General features: G+C 47.2%; 1 pseudogene. It reads left to right on the forward strand.

Going from position 1 to position 4,177, the window contains the following annotated elements:
• Nucleotides 1-4,177, forward strand: a pseudogene (locus A2F46_RS13365) (calcium-binding protein); the annotation flags it as partial.

Below are 4,177 nucleotides of genomic sequence, written 5' to 3' on the forward strand. Positions count from 1 at the left end.
GGGTGAAGAAGTGGTGGAAAATCTGTGGCAGCAGCTGCGGGATACAGAGGGTGAGGGTGCTCAAGGCATTTTGGGGAGCTCCAAGCTGTATTTGATGGCTCAGGATATGGTAAATGGGTATCTCTATGTTAGCAGCTCTGGCGAGCTGACTTCTGAAGGGCAATTGTTGCTATTGGGTGGTTCTGAAGCGGCCAATGGGGTGCCGGTTGACAGCATTGCCCAGATGCTTGGGTATGCGAAGGTCAAGGTGGGTGCTGAAGATGCGCAGCTTGCCAAAATCTGGATCAATACGACCCAAATAGCGGAATCGGTGCAGGCGGCGGCCACTGAATGGGTTGCTGATGGTGGCGTTTCCGCGCACCAATGGTACAAAAATTATGCCTCTGCCGCAGATAAGGCAACGGGGCGTTATTTTTCCAATAGTGCCAATACACAGGCGGCGGCGCAGGAATTGTTGCATAACTGGAAAACTGCCGGTGGCGTTGCGGTGACCCAATGGATTATGGCTGCTGTGCTGCATGATCAGGTGGTGAATCCCACCAATAAGCAGATTAAAGGTGTATCGCTTCAAAACTATTCTGAGATAGGACTGGGTTTTATTTTTGACCCGGCCACCGGGCATAAGCAATTGATCAGTGGCCAGACTAATGAATATGAATTTCAGTATCAGCTTACCTTTATTGATGAATCACCGGAGCGTTTGCTGGCGCAGCTAAAGAGTTGGGAACAGCAGGGCAATACCGAGCTGGTCTCTTTGTATATCCATGCATTGGCGCAGTTGAACCCGGTGGTGATTTTGAATCCGGATGCATTGCCCGCAAGCACCACTGTTGCAGATGTGGGAGAAGACTGGATCAAGATCCGTGCTTGGATGGTGATGGAATTGAAGTTGTCGGCAGCCAAGGATTACAACGCTGATGTGTCTACTGCGAGTGCCGCAGGCAATCCCAGCGAAACGGGTGACGCAATGGCGTTGGCGGTGATGGAAAATCGCGCAGAATACAAGCAGCTGCTCAGTTTGGTGCAAACCATTCGGGCGCAATATGGCCTGGATATGAGTGGCTCCATATTGTTTAAGGATGAGCAATCTAATCAAAGTTTGTTGTCTGGTGGTGCCGAAACCCAGCAAGCCCATCAAGTGCTGATCATGTCTGATGATGCCGAAGGCAAAGCAAGTGGTGGTGCGGTTTCTGATGTCATTCTGGGTGGTAAAAACAATGATTTTTTGGATGGCGCTGATGGCGATGATTACCTGAGTGGCGGGGATGGTGATGATGCGTTGTTTGGTGGCGGGGGCAATGATGTACTGATTGGCGGCAATGGTACGGACCGATACTACTTCAATGATGGTGATGGTAGAGACAAGATTATTGATGCCGATGGCAATGGAACCATTTATCTGAATGACATCAAGACATCTTCAATATCTTGGGTGGCGACAGGACAGAATGTTTGGCAATCGGAGGATGGGCAATGGCTGATTAAGGTCAACACCACCAATGGTCATTTGGTGATTCAGTCTCGAAATGGCCAAGATCAGTTGACGATTGAGCATTGGCGCGATATGGGCGGGAACCAGCTGGGCATTGTTTTGCCGGGCTACAACGACCATAAATCTGAATTGGGTCACAAATATGAAGGTGATTGGCGCACGCTGATTATCCGCGAGGAAGGCTATTTTGATCTGGATGAAAAATACACTGGTCAATACTACTGGGGTTGGAATAATCGCAATACGGGTGGCAATGGCGGGATTGTGGATGGTGCACAGCAGAGTGGATTTGAAGATGTGATTTATGGCTCCGAACTGGCCGATGAAATAACTGGGCTGGGTGGCGGCGATGCGCTGGATGGTAGGGGTGGCAATGATGTGATATTGGGTGGTGAAGGGCAGGATTTGTTGGTAGGGGGTAGTGGCTCCGATACCATTAAGGGAGGAGAAGGTGATGATTTTATTCTATCTAATTCCAGCTTGAATATTGATTACCGCCAGTCCCCGAATGAACGATGGGAGATGCCTAAGGATGGTGTGGAGCTGATTTATGCAGGCCCTAATTGGGGGGTCTATTTGAAGAAAGGCAGTGATAGTTTTCCTGTCATTGTTTATTCAGGTACGAATCATTTACTCAATGACTCTGCCGAAACCGGGGGCGATTTTTTATATGGCGGCGGTGGCAGTGATCGTATATTGGGCAGTAATCAAGATGATTTTATTGAAGGAGATTCTGTTAATTACAATCCGGATCCCTCTATTCCTCCTGAACAAGCCATTACCTATGATGAAGGTGATGATCATTTACAAGGCTTGGGTGGGAATGACTATATTACCGGTGGTCGTGGTAATGACTACATTGATGGAGATGGGATTGTTAAATCCGGGTATCTGAATACAGTTGCTCCTAAAGATCATGGTAATGATTATTTGGATGGCGGTGATGGGGACGATACCATTATTGGTAATGGTGGCAGTGATTATATATTGGGTGGCGATGGTAATGATGTGCTGTATGGTGATCAGTCTGGCTATAACGAAGCCTATAAAAATCAGGATAATCTATTAGAAGAGGTATTTCACGGTAGCGATGAAATCTATGGGGGGGCCGGTAACGACGACATCATAGGGGGTGGTAAAGACGACTTCTTGTATGGTGGTTCGGGTAATGACCGTATCTGGGGAGATGACTCAGATAATATTCGTCACGCTGAATTGGCTGGTAATGATCTCATATGGGGTGAAGACGGGGATGATTACTTGGATGGTGGTTATGGGAATGACCGAATTCATGGTGGTGATGACAATGACCGAATTTTAGGCAGCGCTGGCGATGATTTGCTCTACGGTGATGCCGGAGATGACCATATCTATGGTGATGATGAAGGTATACCCATCGAGGCACATGGTAGTGACAATATAGAAGGTGGGACCGGTAACGATTTCCTCACGGGTGGTGGTAAAGGTGACTGGATTTATGGTGGGGATGGGGATGATCAGATATGGGGTGATGATTCCAATGAAGGCCATGAACTTAATACCGAAATTGTAGGTGATGATTATTTATTTGGCGGCGCCGGTAATGATTTGATTGCGGGGGGGTACGGAAGGGATACCATTGATGGTGGTATCGGTAATGATCGGATACAAGGCGGCGGTGGCCAGGATGTCATATATGCAGGAGATGGCAACGATATTGTTTCCGGCGATTTTAGTTCCGGTGTCGGCCTCAATATCCGGCCTAAGGGCAATGAATATGATGACTTGATTTATGGGGGTAAAGGGGAGGATCAATTAACTGGCCATATCGGAAATGATGTCATCTATGGTGGTGAAGATGATGACAAAATCTGGGGTGATTTAGGAAACCTGCCCAACGGACATTCTGCAGATCAGGCAGGAAATGACCGCCTGTTTGGTGAAGAAGGCAATGATTATATTGATGGTGGTTATGGCGATGACTATATTGATGGGGGGGTTGGTAACGACACTGTTTATGGTGGCGGCGGTAATGATGTCATCTTGGGTGGTGCTGGCGATGACTTTTTAAGCGGAGATGATGCTGGCGATACACTGGATGCCGGTACTGTGGGCGGTAATGACGTCATTTATGGTGGTGACGGTAATGATGTCATCCTAGGCGGTAAAGGGGATGATTTATTGCAGGGTGATGCAGGTAATGATGCTATTTTTGGTGGCGAAGGAAACGATAAAATATTTGGTGGAAGTGGCGACGATTACATGGTTGGCAGCACCGGTCTTGACTATTTGAATGGTGGTGCTGGTAATGATACTTATATCTATAAAATGGGTGATGGCATCACGACCATAGAAGACAGTAGCGGGCAAACCATTATTTTTGTAGATTCCTTGGAAGGACTCGAGTTCGATACCTATCAAGATGGCATTGTTGTTAGAAATGGCATTTTAGGAGATGCACTTTACCTTGTCGGGTATTACTTAGATGATTCTGACTCAAGTCTTGATTTGGGTAATATTTACTTTGCCGTGAACAATGGCCCTATAAAAACTTTGCAGGCCATGATTTCATCAGAAGGCATACATAAAATCGGGACGATTAGTGCTGATGAAATAACTGGCTCGTCAAGACAAGATACCATAAAGGCTGGAGATGGGGACGATGTCATTAACGGCCAGGGTGGGAATGATTACCTAGAAGGAGAA

Source organism: Snodgrassella sp. CFCC 13594 (assembly GCF_001590725.1).
GTDB lineage: Bacteria > Pseudomonadota > Gammaproteobacteria > Burkholderiales > Neisseriaceae > Snodgrassella.